Annotated in this window: 28 protein-coding genes and 2 pseudogenes; 19 read left to right on the top strand and 11 right to left on the bottom strand. The window is 59.0% G+C overall.

Annotated features, from left to right (window positions below):
• Positions 1–64 precede the first annotated feature (64 nt).
• A complete protein-coding gene (locus ACQ4MY_RS15120; RefSeq protein ID WP_400648532.1) occupies positions 65–511 on the bottom strand; it encodes a MarR family winged helix-turn-helix transcriptional regulator in 447 nt (148 codons plus the stop codon).
• 82 nt (positions 512–593) lie between these two features.
• On the opposite strand from ACQ4MY_RS15120, the gene ACQ4MY_RS15115 reads away from it, so the two are divergent.
• A complete protein-coding gene (locus ACQ4MY_RS15115) occupies positions 594–1,760 on the top strand; it encodes a PLP-dependent aminotransferase family protein (protein WP_440095686.1) in 1,167 nt (388 codons plus the stop codon).
• A 165-nt stretch (positions 1,761–1,925) separates the two neighbouring features.
• Here ACQ4MY_RS15115 and ACQ4MY_RS15110 read toward each other — a convergent pair whose 3' ends face one another.
• From ACQ4MY_RS15110 to ACQ4MY_RS15100, 3 genes and pseudogenes are all read right to left on the bottom strand, one after another.
• The gene (locus tag ACQ4MY_RS15110) at positions 1,926–2,297 is read right to left on the bottom strand and encodes a glutathione S-transferase N-terminal domain-containing protein (protein ID WP_440095685.1); all 372 of its coding nucleotides are present in this window, start codon (positions 2,295–2,297) and stop codon (positions 1,926–1,928) included.
• A 104-nt stretch (positions 2,298–2,401) separates the two neighbouring features.
• Positions 2,402–2,947, bottom strand: coding sequence for a GTP cyclohydrolase I FolE (gene folE / locus ACQ4MY_RS15105; protein ID WP_010456659.1), 546 nt, complete (start codon positions 2,945–2,947; stop codon positions 2,402–2,404).
• Positions 2,948–2,969: 22 nt separating this feature from the next.
• Positions 2,970–3,227, bottom strand: a pseudogene (locus ACQ4MY_RS15100) (site-specific integrase); the annotation flags it as partial.
• Here ACQ4MY_RS15100 and ACQ4MY_RS15095 point away from each other — a divergent pair.
• Positions 3,210–3,320 (top strand): annotated as a pseudogene (locus ACQ4MY_RS15095) (DNA adenine methylase); the annotation flags it as partial. The pseudogenes ACQ4MY_RS15100 and ACQ4MY_RS15095 overlap by 18 nt on opposite strands.
• Before the next feature lie 288 nt (positions 3,321–3,608).
• Positions 3,609–4,229: a hypothetical protein gene (locus tag ACQ4MY_RS15090; protein WP_158830640.1), complete on the top strand. Its 621-nt coding sequence runs from the start codon at positions 3,609–3,611 to the stop codon at positions 4,227–4,229.
• Positions 4,230–4,395: 166 nt separating this feature from the next.
• Here the strand turns inward: ACQ4MY_RS15090 and ACQ4MY_RS15085 are convergent, their stop codons facing one another.
• The 3 genes from ACQ4MY_RS15085 to ACQ4MY_RS15075 form a co-directional block, all read right to left on the bottom strand.
• Positions 4,396–4,953 (bottom strand): Smr/MutS family protein, encoded by a 558-nt coding sequence (locus ACQ4MY_RS15085; protein ID WP_008080915.1) that lies wholly within the window; start codon positions 4,951–4,953, stop codon positions 4,396–4,398.
• 74 nt (positions 4,954–5,027) lie between these two features.
• Entirely contained in the window at positions 5,028–5,348 is a 321-nt protein-coding gene (locus ACQ4MY_RS15080; RefSeq protein WP_008080917.1) for a hypothetical protein, read from the bottom strand.
• A gap of 130 nt (positions 5,349–5,478) precedes the next feature.
• Positions 5,479–6,069 carry a cysteine hydrolase family protein gene (locus ACQ4MY_RS15075; RefSeq protein ID WP_007914026.1) on the bottom strand — a complete coding sequence of 197 codons (591 nt, stop codon included), beginning with the start codon at positions 6,067–6,069 and terminating at the stop codon, positions 5,479–5,481.
• Positions 6,070–6,308: 239 nt separating this feature from the next.
• Here ACQ4MY_RS15075 and prmB point away from each other — a divergent pair, with 239 nt between their 5' ends.
• Complete coding sequence (prmB, locus tag ACQ4MY_RS15070; protein ID WP_440095684.1) at positions 6,309–7,217, top strand: 50S ribosomal protein L3 N(5)-glutamine methyltransferase; 909 nt, start codon at positions 6,309–6,311, stop codon at positions 7,215–7,217.
• A gap of 125 nt (positions 7,218–7,342) precedes the next feature.
• Here prmB and ACQ4MY_RS15065 read toward each other — a convergent pair whose 3' ends face one another.
• Complete coding sequence (locus ACQ4MY_RS15065; RefSeq protein ID WP_008080925.1) at positions 7,343–8,134, bottom strand: hypothetical protein; 792 nt, start codon at positions 8,132–8,134, stop codon at positions 7,343–7,345.
• 99 nt (positions 8,135–8,233) lie between these two features.
• Complete coding sequence (locus ACQ4MY_RS15060) at positions 8,234–9,187, bottom strand: alpha/beta hydrolase (protein WP_440095683.1); 954 nt, start codon at positions 9,185–9,187, stop codon at positions 8,234–8,236.
• Positions 9,188–9,317: 130 nt separating this feature from the next.
• Here ACQ4MY_RS15060 and aroC point away from each other — a divergent pair, with 130 nt between their 5' ends.
• The 5 genes from aroC (at position 9,318) to mtnC (ending at position 13,540) form a co-directional block, all read left to right on the top strand.
• The gene (gene aroC / locus ACQ4MY_RS15055) at positions 9,318–10,409 is read left to right on the top strand and encodes a chorismate synthase (RefSeq protein ID WP_008080929.1); all 1,092 of its coding nucleotides are present in this window, start codon (positions 9,318–9,320) and stop codon (positions 10,407–10,409) included.
• 34 nt (positions 10,410–10,443) lie between these two features.
• Positions 10,444–11,589, top strand: coding sequence for an MFS transporter (locus ACQ4MY_RS15050; RefSeq protein WP_400648562.1), 1,146 nt, complete (start codon positions 10,444–10,446; stop codon positions 11,587–11,589).
• The gene (locus tag ACQ4MY_RS15045) at positions 11,586–12,212 is read left to right on the top strand and encodes a methylthioribulose 1-phosphate dehydratase (protein ID WP_008080933.1); all 627 of its coding nucleotides are present in this window, start codon (positions 11,586–11,588) and stop codon (positions 12,210–12,212) included. Before ACQ4MY_RS15050 ends, ACQ4MY_RS15045 begins: the two co-directional genes overlap by 4 nt.
• 94 nt (positions 12,213–12,306) lie before the next feature.
• On the top strand, positions 12,307–12,852 hold the full coding sequence (locus ACQ4MY_RS15040; RefSeq protein ID WP_440095681.1) for a 1,2-dihydroxy-3-keto-5-methylthiopentene dioxygenase: 546 nt from the start codon (positions 12,307–12,309) through the stop codon (positions 12,850–12,852).
• A gap of 4 nt (positions 12,853–12,856) precedes the next feature.
• Positions 12,857–13,540 (top strand): acireductone synthase, encoded by a 684-nt coding sequence (gene mtnC / locus ACQ4MY_RS15035; protein ID WP_440095679.1) that lies wholly within the window; start codon positions 12,857–12,859, stop codon positions 13,538–13,540.
• 189 nt (positions 13,541–13,729) lie between these two features.
• Here mtnC and ACQ4MY_RS15030 read toward each other — a convergent pair whose 3' ends face one another.
• Positions 13,730–14,008 carry a DUF3509 domain-containing protein gene (locus tag ACQ4MY_RS15030; RefSeq protein WP_008080936.1) on the bottom strand — a complete coding sequence of 93 codons (279 nt, stop codon included), beginning with the start codon at positions 14,006–14,008 and terminating at the stop codon, positions 13,730–13,732.
• Between the two features lie 388 nt (positions 14,009–14,396).
• Between ACQ4MY_RS15030 and ACQ4MY_RS15025 the strand changes: the two genes are divergently transcribed.
• The 10 genes from ACQ4MY_RS15025 (at position 14,397) to ACQ4MY_RS14980 (ending at position 23,692) form a co-directional block, all read left to right on the top strand.
• On the top strand, positions 14,397–16,235 hold the full coding sequence (locus tag ACQ4MY_RS15025) for a long-chain-acyl-CoA synthetase (RefSeq protein WP_440095678.1): 1,839 nt from the start codon (positions 14,397–14,399) through the stop codon (positions 16,233–16,235).
• Between the two features lie 97 nt (positions 16,236–16,332).
• Complete coding sequence (locus ACQ4MY_RS15020; protein ID WP_158830633.1) at positions 16,333–16,851, top strand: ankyrin repeat domain-containing protein; 519 nt, start codon at positions 16,333–16,335, stop codon at positions 16,849–16,851.
• Between the two features lie 135 nt (positions 16,852–16,986).
• The gene (locus ACQ4MY_RS15015; protein WP_440095677.1) at positions 16,987–17,517 is read left to right on the top strand and encodes a hypothetical protein; all 531 of its coding nucleotides are present in this window, start codon (positions 16,987–16,989) and stop codon (positions 17,515–17,517) included.
• Between the two features lie 71 nt (positions 17,518–17,588).
• Positions 17,589–17,780: a PLDc N-terminal domain-containing protein gene (locus ACQ4MY_RS15010; RefSeq protein ID WP_007914053.1), complete on the top strand. Its 192-nt coding sequence runs from the start codon at positions 17,589–17,591 to the stop codon at positions 17,778–17,780.
• A gap of 207 nt (positions 17,781–17,987) precedes the next feature.
• Positions 17,988–18,863: a polyamine aminopropyltransferase gene (gene speE / locus ACQ4MY_RS15005; RefSeq protein WP_008080944.1), complete on the top strand. Its 876-nt coding sequence runs from the start codon at positions 17,988–17,990 to the stop codon at positions 18,861–18,863.
• Positions 18,864–19,227: 364 nt separating this feature from the next.
• Positions 19,228–19,461: a hypothetical protein gene (locus ACQ4MY_RS15000; RefSeq protein ID WP_008080946.1), complete on the top strand. Its 234-nt coding sequence runs from the start codon at positions 19,228–19,230 to the stop codon at positions 19,459–19,461.
• A gap of 208 nt (positions 19,462–19,669) precedes the next feature.
• The gene (locus ACQ4MY_RS14995; RefSeq protein ID WP_007914059.1) at positions 19,670–20,017 is read left to right on the top strand and encodes a ribonuclease E inhibitor RraB; all 348 of its coding nucleotides are present in this window, start codon (positions 19,670–19,672) and stop codon (positions 20,015–20,017) included.
• Positions 20,018–20,519: 502 nt separating this feature from the next.
• Positions 20,520–21,929 (top strand): circularly permuted type 2 ATP-grasp protein, encoded by a 1,410-nt coding sequence (locus ACQ4MY_RS14990; protein WP_007914061.1) that lies wholly within the window; start codon positions 20,520–20,522, stop codon positions 21,927–21,929.
• Between the two features lie 12 nt (positions 21,930–21,941).
• Positions 21,942–22,892, top strand: coding sequence for an alpha-E domain-containing protein (locus ACQ4MY_RS14985; protein ID WP_440095676.1), 951 nt, complete (start codon positions 21,942–21,944; stop codon positions 22,890–22,892).
• Positions 22,889–23,692 (top strand): transglutaminase family protein, encoded by an 804-nt coding sequence (locus ACQ4MY_RS14980; RefSeq protein WP_008080952.1) that lies wholly within the window; start codon positions 22,889–22,891, stop codon positions 23,690–23,692. The genes ACQ4MY_RS14985 and ACQ4MY_RS14980 overlap by 4 nt, the downstream gene beginning before the upstream one ends.
• A gap of 129 nt (positions 23,693–23,821) precedes the next feature.
• On the opposite strand, the gene ACQ4MY_RS14975 is transcribed toward ACQ4MY_RS14980, so the two are convergent.
• Positions 23,822–24,643, bottom strand: coding sequence for a c-type cytochrome (locus tag ACQ4MY_RS14975; protein ID WP_440095797.1), 822 nt, complete (start codon positions 24,641–24,643; stop codon positions 23,822–23,824).
• Between the last annotated feature and the right edge of the window lie 48 nt (positions 24,644–24,691).

Raw genomic sequence — 24,691 nt, 5'->3', positions numbered from 1 at the left:
ACATTGATCTGTGGCGTACACAAAACATGTGGGAGCTGGCTTGCCAGCGATGAGGCCCGAACAGTCAATCGAGAACTGCCTGACTGTTCCCCAGCGCCAGATTCACCGCCAACCACCCATTCACCGCCGCCTCCCCAGCCTCGGCAAACACCCGCTCCAGCAACTTCACCTGTTCACGCCGCAACGCCTGCTCGAACTTCGCGCCTTCGGCCGTCAACGCCAGCAGCCGCTTTCGCTTGTCCGTCTCCGAGGCCACGCTGTCCACCAGGTGCATTTCCTGCAACTGCCGCAACGGCATGTTCAGCGCCTGTTTACTCACGCCGAGCAATCCCAGCAATTCCTTCACATTCAAATTCGGGTACCGCGCGATGAAAAACACAATGCGCTGATGCACCCGCGACAACCCGCGGCGCTCGAGCATTTCGTCAGCCTTGGCGGTGAAGGCCTGATAGCCGAAGAAAAACGCTTCCATCGCCTGTTGTTGGCTTGCAGGGTTTTTAAGGTCAAGCATGTTGACGTACTCGCTCAAGCTGTCGTAATTTCAGTCAATCAGTTTGACTTATTTTTCGTCCGCCTCGCTACCGGTGACCCCCATGGCTTTTTCCGAACGTGTCTCGCGCCTTAAAAGTTCTTTGATCCGTGAAATTCTCGCCGCCGCCCAGCGCCCCGAGGTGATGTCGTTCGCCGGAGGTTTACCCGCCGAAGCCATGCTGCCGAAAGTCGAATGGGCCGACATGCCGCTGGCGCTCGGTCAATACGGCATGAGCGAAGGCGAGCCGGCGTTGCGCGAAGCGTTGGCGGCTGAGGCGAGGGCGCTTGGCCTGCAATGCGAGGCGAGTCAGGTATTGGTGGTCAGCGGCTCCCAGCAAACCCTCGATCTGGCGGCCAAGCTGTACATCGACAAGGGCACGGAAATCCTGCTCGAAGCGCCGACCTATCTTGCTGCGTTGCAAATCTTCCAGCTGTTCGGCGCCGACTGCCTGACCGTGCCGCAAGAGTCCGATGGCCCGAACCTGGCGCAACTGCGCAGTCGTCTCGAACAACATCGTCCGGCGTTCATCTACCTGATCCCGACGTTCCAGAACCCGTCCGCCGTGCGTTACAGCGAAGCCAAGCGCGCAGCGGTCGCAGCGCTGCTCGACGAGTTCGGCGTGACCCTGATCGAAGACGAGCCTTACCGTGAATTGACCTTCGATGGCGGCAGTGCCAAACCAATTGCCGGACGTTTGCAGAAATCCAGCTGGATCTACACCGGCACCGTGTCAAAAACCTTGCTGCCGGGTTTGCGCGTGGGCTATCTGATCGCCAGCCCGGATCTGTTTCCGCATTTGCTTAAACTCAAGCAATCGGCGGATCTGCACACCAACCGTATTGGTCAGTGGCAGGCGCTGCAATGGATTGACACTGAGAAATATCAGCAGCATTTGAGTGAATTGCGTGGGTTCTACCGTCAGCGGCGCGATGCGTTTCAAGCGGCGCTGGAAACGCATTTTGCTGATCTGGCCGACTGGAACATGCCACAGGGTGGGCTGTTTTTCTGGCTGACGTTGAAGCAACCGCTGGATACGCGAACGTTGCTCAATGAGGCGCTGGCCAATGACGTGGCGTTTATGCCGGGGGAGCCGTTCTTCCCGGAGCCGGAGAAACATCATGGGCATTTGCGTTTGAATTTCAGCCATATCGATCCGGCGCGGCTGGATGAAGGGCTGAAGCGATTGGCGGCGGTGGTGCGCCAGGCGCAGATCGATAAAGCAGCGTGAAAAAAATAAACCGGCTCATGGGCCGGTTTATTTTTGTCTGATATTAGTGTTGGCCAAGAGGGCCTCATCGCTGGCAAGCCAGCTCCCACAGGTTTTGTGAACGCCACAGATCACTGTGGGAGCTGGCTTGCCAGCGATGGGACCATCAGCAACTGCGCCCAACCATCAGACCGCCGCGAAGCGCTTATCCAGATAATCAATAATCACCTTCGACTCATACATCCAGGTCGTCTGTCCATTCTCGTCAATGCGCAAGCAAGGCACCTTGATCCGGCCACCCTGTTCCAGCAGTGCCTGACGATCCTGCTCGTTATTCTTCGCATCCTTCAGCGCCACCGGCACATTCAGGCGACGCAAAGTACGGCGGGTTTTCACACAGAACGGGCAGGCGTGGAACTGATACAACGTCAGATCCTTGGCCGCCGTATCCACCTGAGCCTGCGCAGCAGCGGGGCGTTTTTTCTTGCCCGGACGGGTGATGAAGTCGATGAAGATAACCAGTTGGCCGAGGCCGACACGAAGCGCTTTGACGAACACGTTGAAAGCCTCACGGTGCAAATAAAGAAAGGCGCGCAGCTTACCCGATTTTTCACGGGCGAAAAAAAACCGGCGATGAATGCCGGTTTTCTTCGTGCTGCGTTTTACTTGATCAAGCTGAGAAACTCGCTGCGGGTCGCCGCGTTTTCGCGGAACTCACCGAGCATCACCGAAGTGATCATCGACGAATTCTGCTTCTCGACACCGCGCATCATCATGCACATGTGCTTGGCCTCAATCACCACGGCCACGCCCAGCGCGCCGGTCACCTGCTGGACCGCATCGGCGATCTGGCGGCTGAGGTTTTCCTGGATCTGCAGACGGCGGGCGTACATGTCGACGATCCGCGCGACCTTCGACAGGCCCAGCACTTTGCCGCTCGGAATGTACGCAACGTGCGCCTTGCCGATGAACGGCAGCAGGTGGTGTTCGCACAGCGAGTACAGCTCGATGTCCTTGACCAGCACCATTTCGCTGTTGTCGGAGCTGAACAGGGCACCGTTGGTGACCTCTTCGAGCGTCTGTTCATAACCGCGGCAGAGGTACTGCATGGCTTTGGCGGCACGCTTCGGCGTGTCGAGCAGGCCCTCGCGGGAGACGTCCTCGCCCAGTTGGCCGAGGATCGCGGTGTAGTTCTGTTCCAGTGTCACAGGGGCTGATTCCATAAGGGTTTCAGAGGGGTACTGTTTCTGTCTGTACCAATTTTGTGCCAATCAAGCTGTTTTCGAGCTTACCGAGTTCACCCCAGTCGGTGCTGGAATTGATTCGTCGGGCATAAGTCGATAGCAACATCTGAACGCTATGACCGAGCTGAGTGGCAATAAACGCAGGGTTCATACCCGCCATGAAGCACATGGTAGCGTATGTGTGTCGGCAGTTGTATGGCCGGCGGGCGCGAATCCCCAATTCGATCAGCGCGGCCTGGAAGAGTTGGTCCGCCAGTTCGAATGGGGGCTCAGTTCGCGACAGGTGTTTGAATGGCAGAAAATAACCTGCTCCGAAACGCTCACCGCCATCCAGCGCACCAGAGTAGATCGCTCACGTCAGCGATTTTATCGAGTAAAATCCTGAACCGTCATTTTTGCTATGGCAGCACTTGCCATTCTCGCTGCCTCTAATGACCCGTAAAGGTGTCACTGACGCAACGGCCACACCCTGTAAAGAAGCCAGAGAGCTGCTGCGTGTCGAGGCTGAGCCTTGGCGTTCACAGGCAAAAAATGCTGGGTAAAAGATTCATTTAAAACAACGGCCCGAAGGGGCCTTTTGCATGACCAGGATGCGATTTTCGCGCCTACTAGCCAAAGGAAAATCATGAAAAGTTCAATCAATGATATGGCATTTACTGAGCGTCGCCGCGTGCCTGTGAGAGCTCTGTTAGGTGGCATTTTATTCTTGGTTATGGCGATCCAGGGATTCCGTATGGAGTCCAATGGTATCGCTGGGCTGCTGTTGGTGTGTTCGATATGGTACTTGGGCATGGCGTGGCTGAACCGCAACGCGGGTTCGCAAACGTTGATGATCCTCAAGGACAAAGGCATCTGGTTTTTCAATGCTGATGGGTTAGTTCCCTACACATCGATTGAAGCTACAGAGGTCGAGTCGTACAGCGGGATAGCTCAGATGCAGCTCAATACGGTACTTCATATCATTGCCGAAAAGGCTGACACCCTGCCGAACTTTAATGACAGCCGGTGGAAGATCTTTTTCAAGATGCCAAGTGCGCGTAAGGGCAAAGGCTTTCGCAAGCATCTTGTCGTGTTCAACTATGGTGGTCTGCGCGACGAAGACGGCAAAAACGTCGACTATGAGAACCTTGAAGAAGAACTTACGTATCGCATCGAGAAGGCTCATCAAGAGGAACACGAGCTGAGCAATTCAGTTTATGTGCCCTCATCGTCAGCCAACGATGCGCTGTCGCCTGTCACTCATTGAATCGCGCTTAACGCGGCGGGCGCTGGCAGTGGGTGCAAAGCCGACTGCCGAAAGCTGCCGTTCAGCTCCGTGATTCGAACATCTTGAGTAAAGAAAAAGCCCCGCATTTGATTAACCATGCGGGGCTTCAGTGGGGCAGCGAAGGCGAATCTCAGAGCTAACGGGATTATTCGTCGCGGCCTTCCATCATCGTGCGCTTGAGCATCACATAAACCGCGCCGGCACCGCCGTGTTTCGCTTGGCATGAGCAGAAACCCAGCACTTGCGCATGTTGGCGCAGCCAGGTGTTGACGTGGCTTTTGATCATCGGCCGTTTGCCGTCCAGGCGCACGGCTTTGCCGTGGGTGACGCGCACGCAGCGGATTTCGAATTTTGTCGCCTCAGCGAGAAACGCCCAAAGGGTTTCGCGGGCCTTTTCGACACTCATGCCGTGCAGGTCGAGGCTGCCTTCAAACGGAATCTGGCCGACCTTGAGCTTGCGCATCTGACTTTCCTGCACGCCGTCGCGCGACCACATCAACTCGTCTTCCGGGCCGACGTCGATCACGAACTGATCGGACAGACCATCAACGGTGGTGGTTTCGGTGCGCACGGTGGCCGACTGGCGCAGCTTGGCAATCTGTGCGCGGTCAGTCTTGGGTTTGCCGGTATCGGCGCGATCGTGCTTGATCGGCTTGACGCCGCGCAGCTCGTTTTTGAACAGGGAAAAATCGTCGTCTTGCATGTCAGCCTCCGCGAAGGGCGGCCAGTTTACCCAAGTCGAAACAAAACGGCCCGGCAAAAAGCCAGGCCGGTGATTCAGTCGTGTTTTTTCATCAGGTGCGGGGACATGTTCAGCTCCCGCGATTGCCGTGCGCGACGGCGGCAGCGACGCCACAGCGCGACACCGAAATACACGAACAGCAAACCGACCGCCAGAATGATCGCCGAACCCATCGGTGTAGCGTTCAAATCACCGAGCGCCGGTGGGTGCCCGATCAGGCTGGCAGCGCCGGCCAATGCCAGCAGCACGCCGAACGTGGCCAGAATGGCCGCGATCGCCGCGCCGAAGCGAAAACGCCAGTTGCTTTGGCCTTTGGGCCGCAAGCGGCGTGCGTCAAATCCATCGGATAACTTCATTCCGACCTTCCTCAATGGGTATCGGCCCTTCGACCGGGAGTTGACCGGGTTGTTCCTGAGGCTATGGCATTTGCGGCAAATGAAAGGTTTTTGCGGATGAGCGGCGCGGTGAGCCGCTCATCAGAGCGGATCAGATCAAGTCTTGCGTCAAGGCGAGGGTGGCGAAGTTGTCGGCCATGATCGCCATTTCGGCTTCCTGCACAACTGCGGCGCTGAGCACGCGGCCCTTGAACGGCAGGTCGCGAGTAGCGCAGGCGTCTTCCACCAGGGTGCAGCGGAAACCCAGGTTCTTCGCCGCGCGCACGGTGGTGCTGACGCTGGAATGGCTCATGAAACCGCAGACGATCAAGTCCAGCGAGCCGAGGTTTTGCAGGCGATCCAACAGCTCGGTGCCATGGAATGCGCTCGGCAGCAGTTTGCCGATGATGGTTTCATCACCTTGCGGCTCCAGGCCGGGGATGAATTCGCCGCGTTCGCCCTGCGGGTCGAACAGGCCACCGACGGTGCCGAGGTGACGCACGTGCACGATCGGCCGACCGGCTGCACGGGCTGCGGCAACCACTTGTTTGATGTTCGCGACGGCCGCGTCCATGCCGCTCAGGGCCAGCGGGCCACTGAGGTATTCTTTCTGGGCATCGATGATGACCACGGTGGCATGGCTCAGTGTGGCCGCTGCGTAACCGCGACCGCTGAGTTGAAACATCGTTTTTGGAACGGACATTCTGGGGCTCCTTGGGGTGGGGCTTTTGCGACATTGTCCTCTGGCTGAGCGCTTCTGTGAATCGCTACCATCGTAGACACCGTCGTTATTGGCCTGCAGCCTTGTCAAGTTACACGTTCTGTTCAATAGCTGATGCAAAAAACAGAAAACTCCTACCGTCGCCTCGGAATTTTTCCTGCGTCGTCGTCACGCGTTTTGGCTGGTAGAATCGCCAGTCGTTTTTTCTGGAGTTCTGCCCCGTGATCACTTCCCGACTTCGTACCCTGCGCGACCACATCCGTTGGGCCGTCAGCCGCTTCCATGGGGAGGATCTGTTTTTCGGCCATGGCACTGACAATGCCTGGGACGAAGCCCGGCAGTTGGTACTCGGTGCCTTGCACCTGCCATGGGAAATCGCCGACAGCTACCTCGATTGCGCGCTGGAAGACGACGAACTGGTCAACCTGCAACGCCTGCTCAAACGCCGCATCGAAGAACGCATTCCCACCGCTTACCTGTTGGGCGAAGCGTGGTTCTGCGGCATGTCGTTTATCGTCGACGAGCGCGTGTTGATCCCGCGCTCACCGATTGGCGAACTGATCGAAAACCACTTTGCCCCGTGGATCGGCACTGAGCCGGCGCGCATTCTCGACCTGTGCACCGGCTCCGGCTGCATCGGCATTGCCTGCGCCTACGAGTTCGAGAACGCTGAAGTGGTGCTGGCGGATCTGTCGTTCGAAGCGCTGGAAGTGGCCAATCAGAACATCGAGCGTCATGGTGTCGATGAGCGCGTGTACACAGTGCAGGGCGATGGTTTTGATGGTTTGCCGGGTCAGCGTTTCGACCTGATCGTGTCGAACCCGCCATACGTTGATGCAGAAGATTTCGCCGACATGCCGGATGAATATCAGCATGAGCCGGAGCTGGGCCTGGCCTGTGGTGACGATGGTCTGAACCTGGTGCGCCGCATGCTCGCCGAAGCGGCGGATCATCTGACCGAGAAGGGCTTGTTGATTGTCGAGGTGGGCAACAGCCAGGTACACGTTGAAGCGTTGTACCCGGAAGTCGATTTCGCCTGGCTGGAGTTCGAGCGTGGCGGGCATGGCGTGTTCATGCTCACGGCGGAGCAGTGCCGCAACCACCAGGCCCTGTTCGCTTCCCGCGTCTGACCCTTAAAAGCATCGCGGGCAAGCCCGCTCCCACAGGTTTTTGTGTGTACCGCAACATTCGGGTACGGCGCAAAACCTGTGGGAGCGTGGCTTGCCCGCGATGGGAGCGCCTCGGTCTTGAATCTTTACCGGTGTGTGGCAATCCAGATCAACAGCCCCGCCTGAAACACCGCAAACGCCACCAGACAGGTAATCGTGAACCGCAACCCGGCGTCTTCACGCTTGAACTTGCTGACCTTGTCTTCCTGCTTCTTCAGCTTCACTTCCTGCTCGGCCAGATTCTGCTCGGCCTGCTGCAGCATCTGCGCCGCTTCAAGAATCTCGACGATCTGCAGCTTTTCGCTGTTCCAGTCGCCGAGCAAATCGCCGACCAGCACATCCTTGACGCTACCCTTCAAATGCTGGGCATCGGCATACACCACATCAAAACCGTGCACGCGCAGAAAATGATCGCGACGCAGGCGCGTGTCTTCGTTCAGCGCGTCCTTGTTGTTCAAGTCCATGCCGTCGACGGTGTAGGCGGGCCAGCGCTTTTTCGCCCAGGTGATGCCTTGTGCGGCCATGAAACGGCCGATCCCGCGATTCAGCGGTTCGATCTGCAAGCCGCTGTCCGGGCCGAAACTCACACGCTTGGTGGTGTGATCGACCCACACATCGAGATGATTCTGCTCTTTGCGAACGCGCTGGCTCGGCAGTTTGATCGCCATGCGCATCAGGCTTTTTTCTTTGCTGTTGCGCTCGGCGTAGCCGAATTCGACAAAGCGCAGAGGCCGGCCGCCGGTATTGCGGTCGGTCTGCAGCGGGGCCAGGCGGAGCATCTTGTGGTGCTCGACGTGGACATCCGCCCACGGCAGCTCGGCCGCTGGCGATGCGTCTTTTTCAGCGGTGGTGTCGGGTGAAGTCTGGGTATCAGTCATAACGGCGAGATCCTGTCCAAGCCCTGCTTGCCGCCAGCCATAGCGCTGGCGACAAAGGCTTATCGGCCGTTTTTTGCAGGACTGGAGGGCAAACAGCGTTTAACGGGTGCGAAGTCCGTCAATAAACTCGATGATTCTGCTGCCCAGTTCTGCGGCCAGCGGCAAATTCGGGTCCTTGTACGAGGCCAATTGCCGCTTCATGTCGTTGTGCACGATGCGCATGACGTGGTTCATGCCTTCGATGACCACCAGTTCGGCGTCCGGTTTGGCAGCCTTGAGCAGCTTGGCGTCATCAACGCCGACCTGAATGTCGTTGCTGCCTTGAACAATCAGCGCCGGCATCTTCAGTTGCGCAAACGCCCTGGCCGGATCCTGACGGAACAGCGAAATCAGATACGGCTGCACGCTCGGGCGGAAAATCACCTGCAACGGTTGTGGAACATCGTCATCGGTGTGGCCGGCCTTGAGGCTGTCGAGCAATTCATTGCTGCGCAGCATCAGCGGCGGCGGCAGGCTGCGCGCCAGTTGTTCACGCAGGACCTGATCGATCGGCCGGGCAGTGCCGGACAGGGAAATCAGCGCCGCCGCCTCGGCATTCGGCGCGGCCAGCGTGGCGATCATCGCGCCTTCACTGTGGCCAAGCAGAATCAGCGGGCCGAAACGCGGATCAGCCTTGAGCTTGCGCGCCCAGGCCTGCGCGTCGGCCACGTAGGCCTCGACCGACAAATTACGCTCGTCCGGCGTCGCCGCCAGGCTGGCGGCCACGCCGCGCTTGTCGTAACGCACGCTGGCGATGTTGTGTTTGGCCAGCACCCACGCCAGTCGTTTGAGGCTGTCGTTGCGCCCGCCGTCGGGGTTGTTTCCGTCACGGTCTGTAGGGCCGGAGCCTGAAATGATCAGGACAACCGGCACCGGCTTGTCGGACTTTGGCAGCAACAGTGAGCCGAAAAGCTCACCGGTGCCAGTATCCAAAGTTACCGGGCGTTGTAAGACCGTCGCTTGGGCAAAGCCCGTAAACAGGGTAAGACTCAAGATCAAAACTCGCAGCATCATCACGCCATCATTCGCCAAGATGCCGGTTGGACTCACCCGCACCACTAAGGTTCGAGGATGAACTACTCGGTTAGCCTGCGTATACTGGCGCGCATCACGAATTTGGGTTTGATTTCACGGAGCGTCCTGCATGTCCGGCAATACCTACGGCAAGTTGTTCACTGTCACCACCGCGGGCGAAAGCCATGGTCCGGCGTTGGTCGCCATTGTCGACGGCTGCCCGCCGGGCCTGGAGATCTCCCTCGAAGACCTGCAGCGCGACCTCGATCGCCGCAAGCCAGGCACCAGCCGCCACACCACCCAGCGTCAGGAAGCCGACGAAGTCGAAATCCTTTCCGGCGTGTTCGAAGGGCGTACCACCGGTTGCTCGATCGGCCTGCTGATCCGCAACACCGACCAGAAGTCCAAGGACTACTCGGCGATCAAGGATCTGTTCCGCCCGGCCCACGCCGACTACACCTACCACCACAAATACGGCGAGCGCGACTACCGTGGCGGCGGCCGCAGCTCGGCGCGCGAAACCGCGATGCGCGTGGCAGCCGGTGCGATAGCCAAGAAATATCTGGCCAGCCAAGGCATCGTCATTCGTGGCTACATGAGCCAGCTCGGCCCGATCGAAATCCCGTTCAAGACCTGGGATTCAGTGGAAGAGAACGCCTTCTTCAGCCCGGATCCGGACAAGGTTCCTGAGCTTGAGGCCTACATGGATCAATTGCGTCGCGACCAGGACTCGGTCGGGGCGAAGATCACCGTTGTTGCCGAAGGTGTGATGCCGGGTCTGGGCGAGCCGATTTTCGACCGCCTCGACGCAGAACTGGCGCACGCGCTGATGAGCATCAACGCGGTGAAAGGCGTGGAGATCGGCGCCGGTTTCGCTTCGGTCGCCCAACGCGGCACCGAACACCGCGATGAAATGACCCCGCAAGGTTTCCTCAGCAACAATGCCGGCGGCATTCTCGGCGGCATCTCGTCCGGTCAGCCGATCGTTGCCCATCTGGCGTTGAAACCGACGTCGAGCATCACCACCCCGGGCCGTTCGATCGACATCCACGGCAACCCGGTCGACGTCATCACCAAGGGCCGTCACGACCCGTGCGTCGGCATCCGCGCCACGCCGATTGCCGAAGCGATGATGGCCATCGTGCTGATGGACCACCTGCTGCGTCACCGTGGCCAGAACGCCGATGTGCGCGTGAGCACGCCGGTGCTGGGTCAGCTTTGATGGCAGGCTCTAAAGCCGTCGCGGCATAACTGGCGTGGCGGCGCTCCCTTACTGGCGGCTGTCCAGTTTCTATCTGTTCTATTTCGCCTTGCTGGGTTCGACAGCGCCGTTTCTGGCGCTGTACTTCGATCACCTCGGTTTCAGTCCGGCGCGAATCGGTGAACTGGTCGCGATCCCTATGTTGATGCGCTGCGTAGCGCCAAACATCTGGGGCTGGCTCGGCGACTACACCGGCAAGCGCCTGGCCATCGTGCGCTTCGGCGCCGTGTGTACGCTGCTGACCTTCTCGTTGATTTTCGTCAGCAAAACCTACGCCTGGCTGGCAATGGTCATGGCGCTGCACGCATTCTTCTGGCACGCGGTGCTGCCGCAGTTCGAAGTCATCACCCTCGCGCATTTGCAGGGGCAGACCTCGCGGTACAGCCAGATTCGCCTGTGGGGGTCGATCGGTTTCATCATCACCGTGGTCGTGCTCGGTCGTCTGTTCGAATGGCTCAGCCTCGACATCTACCCGGCGGCGCTTGTACTGATCATGGCTGGCATCGTCCTCAGCAGTCTGTGGGTGCCGAACGCGCAACCGCCGCAAGGCAACCGGCCGAGCGGCGAGGGTTTCCTCAAGCAGCTGCGCAATCCCGGCGTGCTGGCGTTTTATGGCTGCGTGGCGCTGATGCAGATGAGCCACGGCCCGTATTACACCTTTCTGACCTTGCACCTCGAACGACTTGGTTACACGCGCGGCACGATCGGCATGCTCTGGGCCGTGGGCGTGGTCGCCGAAGTGCTGATGTTCATGGCGATGAGCCGGATTCTTGCGCGGTTTTCCCTGCGCCGCGTATTGCTGGCGAGTTTTCTGCTGGCGGCGCTGCGCTGGTTGCTGCTAGGTTCGTTCGCCGAGTTTCTGTGGGTGCTGTTGTTCGCACAGGTTCTGCACGCGGCGACCTTCGGCAGTTTTCACGCCGCTGCCATCGCTTTCGTGCAACGTAGCTTCGGCGCGCGCCAGCAAGGGCAGGGCCAGGCACTGTATGCGGCACTCGCCGGCACCGGCGGTGCGCTCGGCGCGTTGTATTCCGGTTACAGCTGGAATGCCCTCGGCGCGACATTGACCTTTAGTATTGCCAGTCTCGCGGCACTCGCCGCTGCCGTTATCATTGCCACACGTATGCAAGAGGACAGGCCATGAGCCTTACGCGTGAACAGCTCGCCCAGCAAATCGTCGACGCCGGGCGTTTTCTTTATGGTCGCGGCTGGTCGCCGGCCACCAGCAGCAATTATTCGACGCGCCTGTCGCCGAGCGAAGCGCTGCTGACGGTGTCGGGCAAGCACAAGGGCCAGTTGGGTCTGGACGATGTGCTCGCCACCGATCTTTCCGGCAACAGTCTGGAACCGGGCAAAAAGCCCTCCGCCGAAACCCTGCTGCACACTCAGCTGTATAGCTGGCGTCCGGAGATCGGCGCGGTGCTGCACACCCATTCGGTCAACGCCACGGTACTGTCGCGCCTGACGCCGGAAGACTTTATCGAGTTCGAAGATTACGAACTGCAAAAAGCCTTCAGCGGTGTTTCGACCCACGAATCGCGGGTGCGCGTGCCGATTTTTGACAACGATCAGGACATTGCGCGCCTCGCCGCCAAGGTGCAGCCTTGGCTCGACGCCCATCCCGATTGCGTCGGCTATCTGATTCGCGGCCACGGCCTCTACACCTGGGGCGCGCAGATGAACGACGCGCTGCGGCAGATCGAGGCCTTTGAATTTCTGTTTGAATGCGAGTTGAAAACCCGCAGCGTCATGAACCGCCAAGGCTGACTTCACCAGAAGTAGCCCATTTGCCTGATGAAATGCTGTGCCCGACCGGTCTGCAAGAACCGGACGGCAAGGCCGATACCGAGGAATTGCCCCAATGAGCAGCCTGTCCGTCTATCACGTCTCCAGCCCCGACATTCCCAACAAAGTGCTGACTCACTTTGAAGACATCGCCTCGACCCTGGCCGAGCAGGGCGTGCGCTTTGACCGCTGGCAAGCCACGGCGAAGATTCAGCCCGGCGCCACCCAGGAAGAAGTGATCAGCGCTTATAAAGAGCAGATCGACATACTGATGACCGAACGCGGTTACATCACCGTCGACGTCATCAGCCTTAATAGCGACCATCCGCAAAAAGCCGAACTGCGCGCCAAGTTTCTCGAAGAACATCGGCATGGCGAAGACGAAGTACGATTCTTCGTCGCCGGCCGTGGGCTGTTTACCCTGCACATCGACGATTATGTCTACGCCGTACTCTGCGAGAAGAATGATCTGATCTCGGTACCGGCCGGCACCAAACACTGGTTCGACATGGGCGAGCATCCGCACTTCGTCGCGATCCGCCTGTTCAACAACCCTGAAGGCTGGGTTGCCAATTTCACCGGCGAAGACATCGCCGGTCGTTTCCCGCGTCTGGAGGACTGATTCGATGTCGATCAAAGCCATTGTCACTGACATCGAAGGCACCACCAGCGCGGTGAGTTTCGTGTTTGACGTGCTGTTTCCCTACGCGGCCAAACACCTGCCGGACTTCGTTCGGCAGAACGCCGGACGTGCCGACGTCGCCGAACAACTCGATGCCGTGCGCCGTGACAGCAATGCACCGCAAGCCGATGTTGAGCGGGTTGTTGAAATTCTCTTGAGCTGGATCGAGGAAGATCGCAAAGCCACGCCGCTCAAGGCCTTGCAAGGCATGGTCTGGGCGCAGGGTTATCACGCCGGGCAGTTAAAAGGGCACGTTTACCCCGACGCGGTCGAAGCGCTGCAACGCTGGCACGCTGCGGGTTATCAATTGTTTGTGTATTCGTCGGGCTCGATTCAGGCGCAGAAACTGATTTTCGGCTGCTCGGAGGCGGGGGATTTGACGTCGTTGTTCAGCGGCTACTTCGACACCACGTCGGGGCCCAAGCGTGAGGCGCAGTCTTACACCAACATCCAGCAAGCCATCGGCGTTGAGCCGGCTGAGATTCTGTTCCTCTCCGACATCGTCGAAGAACTCGACGCCGCACAAGCGGCCGGCCTGCAAACCTGCGGCCTGGCCCGCGAAGGCGGCGAGCTGGGCAGCCACATCACCGTCGACACCTTTACCGCCATCGAACCCGAAGCCTTCTAACCACACAAAACCCTGTAGGAGCTGCGGCACGCTGCGATCTTTTGATCCTGATATTTAAAAAACAAGATCAAAAGATCGCAGCGTTCCGCAGCTCCTACAGTGAGTCCGCGATGAAGTAGTGAAAGCGCACAAAAAACAGGCCGTGAAGCGAGCGCTCCACGGCCTGTTTTGTTTAAGGCGGTTTAAAACTTACAGCGAGTGATACGTCGGCAGAGCAAAACGCTGCTGGCTTTGCAGCATGGCGATTTGCGGCAGCTCACTGGCTTGTTCCGCGAGGTCACGACGGATTGCGCTGATCGCCCACGACAGTTGGTCGCCAGCATGCAGTTGTTGATAAGTCAGTGCACGCTTGAACACTTTGCCATCGCTGCTGCGCAAGGTCAGCAGGATCCCGCCATCGGGACGTGGCGCAGTGGTGACGTCGAAGTTGGAGAACAGGGAGGTAAATTTTTCTTGGATCAGGCTCATGTCTTTCAGCTCCGTATGCACTTGAATGGCAAGCATGCAGAGGAGGTTGCAGAGTTTGTGCCAGCATTTGATTAAAAAAATATCGTTATAAATCAATGGCTTGAAAATAATGGTTTTTCAAGGCGTCGTGCAATCTGCATGAGTGGCCATCGTGCATCCTGCATTTTGCGGGATCGTGTTCATTTCTACGGAACCAAACGCTGACCCGGGGATCAGCTCCGCGCCCGCCACGTCAGCGGATACAAAACATTGCAAAAACCGCGTGTACAGCCCGAGAAGCGCTGACGTATTTTCGATCTCGGCCCGCGCTCGGATGCGTCGGTCGTATCAGCCTTTGCCCGACAATAAAAACACCGGCCTGCACGTCAAGGTCGAACGGGGAGCTTCCATGAGTCACGCGCCAAGCGACACGATTACCTGGGGCATGATGCTCCGCAAGCTGCCGATGATTGCCAAAGCCATCCCGCGGGTGGTCAAAGGCATGAAGGTGGCCAACGTCACGGATCCGACACAGAGTTGTGGCCTTGGCTGGACCTTCGAGCAAGCGACCCTGCGCAATCCGCACGGGCCTGCGTTATTGCAGGGCGATGTGTCGCTGACGTATGCACAGGTCAACCAGTGGGCCAACCGCATCGCTCATTATCTGAGCGGGCAGGGCATCGGCAAGGGCGACGTGGTCGCGGTGTTTATCGAAAACCGTCCGGAATTGCTGGTGACCATTCTGGCGCTGGCCAAGGTCGGGGCGGTCAGCGCATTGCTCAACACCTCGCAAACGCGCGACACGCTGATCCACAGCGTGAACCTGGTGGCGCCGGTGGCGATTGTTGTTGGTGAAGAATTGCTGCCCGCATTTGCCGCCGTGCGCGAGCAAGTGTCGATTGTGCCCCAGCGGGTCTGGTTTGTGGCCGATCAGGACACTTACAGCCATCCGGGCATCGCGCCCGACAGCTACGTCAATCTGATCAGCGCCAGTGCCGACGCCTGCAGCGATAATCCGCCGAGCAGCCAGCAGGTGTTTTTCGACGACCCGTGTTTCTACATCTACACCTCAGGCACCACCGGCCTGCCCAAAGCCGGGGTGTTCAAGCACGGCCGCTGGATGCGCAGCTCCGCCAGTTTCGGCCTGATCGCCCTCGATATGGGCCCTGACGACGTCGTTTATTGCACCTTGCCGCTGTACCACGCCACCGGTCTTTGCGTGTGCTGGGGCTCGGCGGTCAACGGCGCCTCGGGCTTCGCGATCAGGCGCAAGTTCAGTGCCAGCCAGTTCTGGAACGACGTGCGCCGCTATCGAGCGACCACCATCGGATACGTCGGCGAATTGTGCCGTTATCTGGTCGATCAACCGGCCAGCGCCGACGACAACCGCCACGAGGTGCGCAAGATGATCGGCAACGGTTTGCGCCCCGGTGCCTGGGCCGAGTTCAAGACACGCTTCGCGGTGGATCACATCTGTGAGCTGTACGCAGCGAGCGACGGCAATATCGGTTTCACCAACGTCCTCAATTTCGACAACACCATCGGCTTCTCGCTGATGGCTTGGGAGTTGGTTGCCTACGACCATGACAGTGGCGAGCCGATCCGCAGCGACGACGGCTTTATGCGCAAGGTCGGCAAGGGCAATCAGGGCCTGTTGCTGGCGCGGATCGACGAGAAAGCGCCGCTGGACGGCTACACCGATCCGCAGAAAACCGCCAAGGTCGTGTTGAAAGATGTGTTCAGCAAGGGCGACCGCTTTTTCAACACTGGCGACCTGCTGCGCAACATCGGCTTCGGCCATGCGCAGTTTGTTGATCGATTGGGCGACACCTATCGCTGGAAGGGAGAGAACGTCTCCACCACGGAAGTTGAAAACCTCTTGCTGCAACACCCGCAGATCTCCGAGGCCGTGGCGTATGGCGTCGAAATACGCAACACCAACGGGCGCGCCGGCATGGCGGCCATCACGCCGTCCGAGTCCCTCGCGACGCTGGATTTCGCCGCGTTACTGAGCTTCATCCGTGAACGCATGCCGGCGTATGCGGTACCGCTTTTCCTGCGGGTGAAAGTGAAAATGGAAACCACCGGTACCTTCAAGTACCAGAAAACTCGCTTGAAGAACGAAGGTTTCGATCCCGGCCAGACAGGTGACGATCCGATCTTCGCCTGGCTGCCGGGCAGCGAGACTTACGTACAGGTGACCGATGCAGTGTTGGCTGAAATCAATCACGGCAAGTACCGTTATTGATTGTGGCTATAGATCATCTTGAGAAAAAGGGGGTGACAGTTTTCGTCTCGCTCGGGAAACTGTCGGCTTTCCGATTGACCGAAAGTGGAGTTGCCCCATGTCCGACCAAAGCCGCCAGATGACCCCTGAAGAAGCTGCCGAATTCACCGAGCAGGTTTTCAACAAGGCGCGCGACGGTGATGCCGAGATGCTTGATCGCCTGGTCAGCGCCGGTTTGCCGGTCAACCTGAAGAACAGCAAGGGCGACACGCTGCTGATGCTCGCCAGTTATTACGGTCATGTTGACGCCGTGAATGTGCTGCTTAAACACCAAGCCGATCCGGAAATGCGCAATGGCAACGGCCAAAGCCCGATTGCCGGTGCGGCGTTCAAAGGTGACCTGGCGGTGGTCAAGGCGTTGGTCGAGGCGGGTGCCGAGATCGAAGGTTCGTCGTTTGATGGCCGTACCGCGCTGATGATGGCGGCGATGTTCAACCGTGTTGAAATCGTTGATTACCTGCTCGGCAAAGGCGCCAATGCACAGGCCAAGGACGCCAATGGCGTGACGGCACTCGATGCGGCCCGCACCATGGGCGCGGTTGATACCACTGCGCAGCTGGAAAAATTGTTGGGTTGATAAGGTCAAAAGATCGCAGCCTGCGGCAGCTCCTACACTGATCCCTCTGTAGGAGCTGCCGCAGGCTGCGATCTTTTGCTTTGTGCGCTATCCTCCGCGCCCTGAAATTTCACCTTCGCCACAGGATCCGCCCTCATGAAAGCCGCACTCGTCGAACTCATCAGCAAAATCAGCTCCGGCTGCATGGGCGAGGACGAGATCCTGAGCGTGGCCGATGAAGCGGCGCAAGCCTACGCTGATTCCGACGCCTTCCTGGCCGCCAACCCGGACATCAACTACGACGACACCTTCCCGATCCCGTTGGGCGAGTGGGTGGTGGTCGGCAGCCTGCCGGAAACCGTGCTGTTCCAGGCCGACACCTACGTCGATTTGTTTGCGCAGATCGTCGCCTCGTTCGGCCCGGGCGTGGATTTCAACCTCAAGCCCAAGCAACTGGCGAAAACCGAAGCCCTGACCGCGCTCAACCGCATCCAGGTGCAGATGAGCAGCATGAACAAGGAAAACGGCGGTTACACGCTGATGAACTTCAGCCAACTGCTCGACGATGAGCTGCAAATGGTGCTGGTCTTCGGCAACGATGTGCCACGGGTGCTGGAGCTGTGCGCCGAAGTCGGCATCGCCGCCGCGCCAGCGCTGGAAGCCCTGAAGATCGCCGTTCACGTCTGAGTGCAATAAAAGGGAACCCTGCGCGCGACCGTCTATCCTAAAAGTGCATGCCACTATTCTGGAGCGACACCATGGGTTCCACGTTCAACGGTCTGATTGGCCTGATCATCCTCGCCCTCGACATCTGGGCCATCATCAACGTACTGAAAAGCGGCGCGACCACCGGGATGAAAATCGTCTGGGTGCTGCTGATCATCCTCCTGCCAGTGCTGGGCCTGATCATCTGGGCAATCGCCGGACCGCGCGGCAACGTCCGGATCTGACCGCACCTATGTAGGAGCTGCCGCAGGCTGCGATCTTTTGATGTTGATTGTAAAAAAACAAGATCAAAAGATCGCAGCCTGCGGCAGCTCCTACAGGGATTATGGTTGTGAGGTTCGACCTGTCATCTTCGGCAACGTAGAATGCGCGCCTTTCCCGGGCAATCATCCCCACGATTGACGCCCGCGCATTCATCGGAGCACTTCACCATGACCGTCACCAAAACCAGCGAGTACCTGGAAACCCTCTACGAAGGCTACGGCCAGCGTTTTCGCATGGAAAAACTGCTGCACGAAGTGCGCACCGAACACCAGCACCTGGTGATCTTCCAGAACCCGCGCATGGGCCGTGTGATGGCGCTGGACGGCGTGATCCAGACCACCGAAGCCGACGAATTCATCTACCACGAAATGCTCACCCACGTGCCGATCCTCGCCCACGGCAGCGCCAAGCGCGTGCTGATCATCGGCGGCGGTGACGGCGGCATGCTGCGCGAAGTGACCAAGCATGCCGGTGTCGAGCACATCACCATGGTCGAGATCGACGGCACCGTGGTCGACATGTGCAAAGAATTCCTGCCGAACCACTCCAGCGGTGCTTACGACGATCCACGGCTGAACCTGGTGATCGACGACGGCATGCGTTTCGTCGCCACCACCACGGAAAAATTCGACGTGATCATCTCCGACTCCACCGACCCGATCGGCCCGGGCGAAGTGCTGTTCTCGGAGAACTTCTATCAGGCCTGCCACCGCTGCCTGAATGAAGGCGGCATCCTCGTGACCCAGAACGGCACGCCGTTCATGCAGATCGACGAAGTGAAAACCACCGCCGGTCGCCTGAAAAGCCTGTTCCCGGACTGGCACTTCTACCAGGCGGCGGTGCCGACCTACATCGGTGGTTCGATGACATTTGCGTGGGGTTCAACCAACCCGGCCTACCGCAAGCTCAGCCGGGAAACCCTGCAACAGCGCTTCATCGGCAGCGGCATCGTCACCCGCTATTACAACCCGGAAATCCACATCGGCGCGTTCGCCTTGCCGCAATACGTGCTGCAAGCGATCAACAAGCCAAGCAACGACTGATCCCACCGCAAGCTCCCCATTGAGGGAGCTTTTGTGGCGAGGGGATTTATCCCCGTTGGGATGCGAAGCATCCCCAAAATCAGCACCCACGGTCTTCCTGATACACCGCGTTTGCTGATTTCACGACTGCTGCGCAGCCGAACGGGGATAAATCCCCTCGCCACAGGTAAATCCCCTCACCACAGGTAAATCCCCTCACCACAGGTAAATCCCCTTACCACAATGGTTGCGTGCAAAATTCGCGGTGCATCTCCACGATGTCATTTTTTTCATGTTCGTGCGTTGTAATCCTTTTGAACCAACTTTCGGCGCACCAGTCGATTTAGGTGTAAGCCCATTTGCGGGTTTGATCGAGGAGGCACCGATGCAAAAGTGGAAAGTCACTTTCGTGGACGATCATGGTGAAATTGTCGATGAGGTGTTCGAGCGCGCGGAATGCCCCAGTGACGATGAGGCCGCTCAACTGATCAAGGCGAAGCTTCTGCCCGTGGCCGCCGCACTGGATCTGAACGATCTGGAAGGGCGCACCCCCGACGCCGGGGCGAAAAGCCTGAAAACCCAGAACAGCATTGAAATCCGCAGCATCACTCCCGTCTGACATTCTTCCTGTCACCTTGACACCAGGCCTTGGCAGCAGCTCTGACTTGGGGCTACTCTGCAAGCGAGATCAGCGAACGGATCGCTAAGGTCTGGTCTTGTCAGCTACATGCTTGTTCCCGCGTGCAACCACGTTGCCGTCGTACTTTGGCCTGAGGCCCGGGGCGGGAATACGGAAAGTCTATCCATCTATGTGAGGGGGACGATTCATGAGCACAGCCTATCAAGAAGACATCAGCAGCAATGTTCTGCGCCGCATGAAAGAAGGCGGTTTCGATTTTTCCCGATTCCATCCCATCGAGTTCTACGCCATTTTCCCGGACGAGGAGCGGGCGCGCAGGGCGGCAGGCAAATTTCGTGGTGAGTCCATCAATGCCCAGGTCAGCGTGCGCGATGACGGCGCGTGGGCGCTGGAATTGAGCAAAGTGATGTATGCGACGTATGACGATATTGGCGATTTCGAGCAGGGTTTCTCTGCCGTGGTCGAACCGCTGGGCGGCATTATCGAAGGCTGGGGCGTCAAGCAGGAGGTGCGCAACCGCCACCGTTTGAACTGATCTCCGTTTATTTTCAAAGTCAACAGATCGCAGCCTTCGGCAGCTCCTACAGGTGATCAATGTAGGAGCTGCCGGAGGCTGCGATCTTTTGCTTTTGCTTTCAAAACATTTCCAAAAGGCAAAAAAAAGCCACCGGAGAGGGTGGCTAAAAGGGAAGACCGATAAGCAGAGGAAACCGGTCAGGGTTAAGGCTGGGCGGGTTGCCGGGGCAGTCCAGGTCAGTTGAGCTGAGCACTTCGCAATGCTGTGAGCGGCTAAGTTTTGCAGCGAATGCGCGGATTATCCGCAAGCGGCGCCGGGCAGTGAAATCAACTCTGACTATGCTGGTGATAGGCGATGCAGTGCGTCGCAATGAAGCGGGGGCAATCAGGTTGGGGCAATTGCCGCACAGGAATGGTGCGGTCTCTCTGGCGTGAATATCCAACCGATTGAAATCAAAGCGTTTATGCCGATGGCACGGGCCTTGCGAAGGCCTGTAGGTCCGGGTGACAAGGAGTACGGCATGATCCGCACCTATTTTGATGAGATGTACGACGCCGGCGGCCAGGTTCGCCCGCATTATCGGGAGTTCGCCCGATGGCTGGCCGACACGCCTGACGAGCTGCTGGCCCAACGGCGACGCGAGGCCGATCTGCTGTTCCATCGCGCCGGGATTACTTTCACGCTCTATGGCGACGAGCAGGGCACCGAGCGGCTGATTCCTTTCGATACCATTCCGCGCAGCATCCCCGCCAGCGAGTGGCGGATCGTCGAGCGCGGCTGCATCCAGCGGGTCAAGGCGTTGAACATGTTTCTCGCCGACCTCTATCACGAGCAACGCATCATCAAGGCCGGGATCATTCCCGCCGAACAGGTGCTGGCCAACGAGCAATACCAGTTGGCGATGCAAGGCCTGGATCTGCACCGCGATATCTATTCGCATATCTCCGGCGTCGATCTGGTGCGCGATGGCGACGGCACGTATTACGTGCTCGAAGACAACCTGCGGACGCCGAGCGGCGTCAGCTACATGCTCGAAGACCGCAAGATGATGATGCGCCTGTTCCCGGAGCTGTTCGCCGCGCAACGCATCGCGCCGATCGATCACTACCCGAACCTGCTGCTCGACACCCTGAAAAGCTCCAGCCCGATCGATGACCCGAGCGTCGTGGTGCTGACGCCGGGGCGCTTCAACAGTGCATTCTTCGAGCATGCATTTCTTGCGCGGGAAATGGGCGTGGAACTGGTCGAGGGTGCGGATCTGTTCGTGCGTGACGACAAAGTCTTCATGCGCACCACCGACGGCCCGAAAGCGGTAGATGTGATCTACCGCCGGCTCGACGACGCCTTCCTCGATCCATTGGCGTTCAACCCGGACTCGATGCTCGGCGTGCCGGGTCTGCTGTCATCCTATCGCTCCGGCAACGTCGTGTTGGCCAACGCCATCGGTACCGGCGTGGCCGATGACAAATCGGTGTACCCGTTTGTCACCGACATGATCCGTTTCTACCTCGATGAAGAACCGATCCTGAAAAACGTGCCGACCTGGCAATGCCGCAACCCGTCTGAACTTTCCCACGTGCTGGCCAATCTTCCAGATCTGGTGGTCAAGGAAACCCAAGGCTCCGGCGGTTACGGAATGCTGGTCGGGCCGGCGTCGACGAAGGCCGAAATCGACGCCTTTCGCGAACGTATCAAGGCAAAGCCCCACGCGTACATCGCGCAACCGACGCTGTCGCTGTCGACCTGTCCGACCTTTGTCGAAAACGGCATTGCGCCGCGCCATATCGACCTGCGCCCGTTTGTCTTGTCCGGGCGCGAAACCCGCGTGGTGCCCGGCGGTTTGACTCGCGTCGCGCTGCGCGAAGGCTCGCTGGTGGTGAACTCATCACAGGGCGGCGGAACCAAGGACACCTGGGTGGTCGAGGATTGAAGGAAGCTTGCCATGTTAAGTAGAACTGCCTCGGATCTGTATTGGATGTCGCGTTACCTGGAGCGGGCGGAAAACCTCGCACGGATGCTCGACGTCAGTTATTCGCTGTCGCTGATGCCGCAGGACGGTCGCGGTGATGGCTTGCACGAACTGGCAATGCCGCTGTTGATCACCGGCACCCTTGAGGATTATCTGGAGCGTCACGGCGCGCTGCATGCCGAACGCTTGCTGCACTTTTTCGCCCTCGACGCGGCCAACCCGGCGAGCATCTACAGCTGCCTCGGCGCCGCGCGAGCCAGTGCCCATGCAGTGCGCGGACGCATCACGGCGGACATGTGGGAGAACATCAACGCGACATGGCTGGAGATTCGCGGGATCGCCGAACAGGGCCTCAGCCGCTACGGCATGAGCCGTTTCTGCGAGTGGATCAAGGAGCGTTCGCACCTGTTTCGTGGTGCGTCGTACGGCACGATCATGCGCAACGATGCGTTCCGTTTCATTCGTCTCGGCACGTTTATCGAGCGCGCGGACAACACGCTGCGGCTTCTCGATGCCCGCTACGAAATGGCTGGCGATCAAGCCGAAGCGGTGAGCGATGGCACCGCCCACGCGTACTACCAATGGAGTGCCTTGCTGCGTGCGCTGTCGTCGTTCGAGGCCTACACCGAGATCTACCGTGATGCGCCGGGCGCGCGGCACGTCGCCGAGTTGCTGCTGTTGCGCGCCGACGTGCCGCGTTCGCTGCGCGCCTGCACCGAAGAGATCGACCAGATTCTCGCGCAACTGCCCGGGGCCAACGGTCTTCCCGCGCAACGCTTGGCCGCCGAGATGGACGCGCGCCTGCGCTACACCGGCATCAACGAAATCCTCGAGGAAGGCCTGCATGCCTGGCTGACCGAATTCATCCCGCTGGTGCGCCAGTTGGGTAACGCCATTCACAGTTCCTACCTGGAGGCTGCATGAGACTTTCCATTAGCCACGAGACCACCTATCACTACGAAGATAAGGTGCGGGCGAGCATCCAGTACCTGCGGTTGACCCCCCACGACAGTGAGCGTCAACATGTGCTGAGCTGGCAACTCGACCTGCCGCGTCCGGTGCGCGCGCAACTCGATCCGTTCGGCAACATCCTGCATGTGCTGACCATGGACGAACCGCACGAAGCGATCATCATCGGTGCGCGTGGTCAGGTTGATATCGATGAATTGCGCGAGGCTGAACACGAGAGCCAGTCGGCGCTGCCGTTTCTGCGCTTTACCCGGTTGACCGAGGCCGATGAGGCTTTGCGCGCATTCGCCGAGAAGTCCTGCAAGCAGCGGCGCGACCGCACGGCGTTGATCGATCTGATGCACGGCTTGAATCAGCACATGACCTACACGCCGGGCTCCACCGAGGTCGACACCAGCGCCGCTGAAGCCTTCGCCGGGCGTGCCGGGGTTTGTCAGGATCACACCCACGCGTTTCTGGCCTGCGCACGCAGTCTGGGCGTGCCATCGCGTTACGTGTCGGGGTATTTGTACAGCGAAGATTGCGAGCATCTGGCCAGCCATGCCTGGGCCGAAGCGTGGCTGGATGACGCGTGGTACAGCTTTGACGTGACCAACGAACTGGCGCGGCCGGAGCGGCATTTGAAGCTGGCGGTGGGTCTGGATTACCTCGACGCCTGCCCGGTGCGCGGCATGCGCCGGGGTGGTGGGTGTGAGCAGATGCACGCGAAAGTATTCGTCTCACCCACCCCGATCATCTCCGTGCAACAACAGTAGATCCGAGGTACCGCAATCGCTGGCAAGCCAGCTCCCACAGGATTACCGCTGATTCAAAGTCAGCGCATAACCTGTGGGAGCTGGCTTGCCAGCGATGAGGCCAGAAATAGCCACCCAAGGCTCAAGGTTTCAGGGCTTAATTTTGCGTCCGGCCATGTGCTTGAGATAACCCACAAGCAAATCCAGATCCCCGTCCGGCAACACCTCTGCCGAAAACCCCGGCATCTTCGCCTGCGGCCACTGACGCAAACTCTGCGGATCACGAATGTAGCGCTTCAGGAAATCCGCCCCGAAATACTCGGTCGGGTTATACGGAATATTCAGATCCGGCCCGAACTGCGCATCCCCGGCACCGTTCAATCGGTGACACGCCAGGCAATTCTTCTGAAATAACGCAAAACCCAGATTCACCGGATCATCTTTCCTCAACGCCGGATCAGGCAGCAGGGCAGGGAAGCGCTCCGCCACCGGCGCCATGCGCTTGATGCTCGCCACTTCAAACGGCCACTGCTCGGGGCTGATGTTGCCCGCCTGCGGATTCGTCCACACCAGATAAAACGGTCCGGCGCTGTGCTTGTCTTTCGACAACGGTGGCCACGGATGCGCCGGATCTTCAATCGCCAGCCAGGCTCGGGCGCCTTCGCCATTGAGCAATGGCGCCGCCGCCAATTCCGCAGCAAAGCCGTCCAGTGCGACTGCTTGCAGATGATCCTCGGGTTTAATCCCGGTCAATAACGCGGCCACCGGCACGGCGCGATAGACCATGTCCTTCTTGTAGGACACGTCGTTTTTGATGGTGATGCTTTGCACCTGAGGATGCTTGAGCAACTCCTCGGTCTGCCAGGTGCGACTGTTTTCGCCCAGTTGCAAGTGCAACTGCGCGGCAGACAAGGGCATGCTCAGCAGCAGGGCCCCGAATACGATGAGCGCTTTCAAATGATCGCCGTCCATGTCGTGGAAGTGCGCAAAGGTTGGCACAGCCACGCTGGCCCGGGTAGC

The organism is Pseudomonas sp. SM4 (assembly GCF_051913165.1).
Classification (GTDB): domain Bacteria; phylum Pseudomonadota; class Gammaproteobacteria; order Pseudomonadales; family Pseudomonadaceae; genus Aquipseudomonas.
The sequence above is the reverse complement of the archived record's forward strand: the minus strand, read 5'-3'. Positions and strand labels throughout refer to the sequence as shown.